We start from the raw sequence: 903 nt of genomic DNA, 5'->3' as shown, positions 1-903 counted from the left end.
TTCGGGTTTTGTTTAAAGGCAATAGCACGTTGATCATTCGGAGCCATACTCGCAAACTTCTGCATTTGTTTGTTGGCTTCGTCATATTTACCCTGTGCTTTTAACATCTGGGCATAACGGTAATAGGTCTCGGCATCATCGTGTTTTTCGCTGATTGCCTTAGCGTACCATTTGGAGGCTTCGGCAGCATTGAATACGTTGTAGTAACTGTCGGCCAGTTGCTTGTATACGTATCCGTCCGCTTTGCCTTTGTCTACCAGCTTCAGGTAGGCATTGGCAGCATCGACATACTCAAATCTGTTGTAGAGTTTGTCGGCGCTTTGGGTGTCTTTGTTTTGTGCCGATAGTGTCGAACTGGCGATCACAAAACTTAAAGTGATATATAAATTCTTCATGTCTTAGGTCGCTTTTATATTAGAAATATCTCGGAGATCGGGACACTTTCTTAGAGAAGTTAACATCAAATAACAAGATGACTTCGTGCGAAGAAGGTGTGGTTACTTTTAAATCGGATACGATATGGTCGTAGGCATATCCGATACGAAGGCTCGGCGAAATGGCATAATTTACCATCGCTCCGAAGGAATCGTCAAGACGGTAAGTAGCTCCGATTTCGAATTTGTCATAAAAAAGGAAGTTGGTCGATACATCAAACGAAGTTGGCGCATCGAAGGCCGACTTCACCATAAAGAACGGTTTGAATTTTGCATTCTCGCTTAAATCGAATACATATCCCCCCGTTACAAAATAGTGTTGGGTATCGCTTCCGAATTTACGTCCGTTATAATCCAAATACGTCGACTTTAACATGTTCGGTACCGAAGCGGCTAAGTAGTATTTGTTGGTGTAGTAGAACAATCCCGCTCCGGCGTTAAAAAACGTTCGGCTGGTGTTCTCGGCAAA

Annotated in this window: 1 protein-coding gene and 1 pseudogene; both read right to left on the bottom strand. The window is 43.2% G+C overall.

The annotated features are described in order from the left end of the window. A pseudogene (locus E6C50_RS17490) lies at positions 1–395 on the bottom strand (tetratricopeptide repeat protein); the annotation flags it as partial. 19 nt (positions 396–414) lie between these two features. Then, positions 415–903: PorP/SprF family type IX secretion system membrane protein (locus tag E6C50_RS17485; RefSeq protein WP_136404538.1), on the bottom strand; the 489-nt coding region annotated here is incomplete at its 5' end.

The sequence above is a fragment of the Flavobacterium supellecticarium genome, assembly GCF_004801375.1.
Taxonomy (GTDB): Bacteria; Bacteroidota; Bacteroidia; order Flavobacteriales; family Flavobacteriaceae; genus Flavobacterium; species Flavobacterium supellecticarium.
The sequence above is the reverse complement of the archived record's forward strand: the minus strand, read 5'-3'. Positions and strand labels throughout refer to the sequence as shown.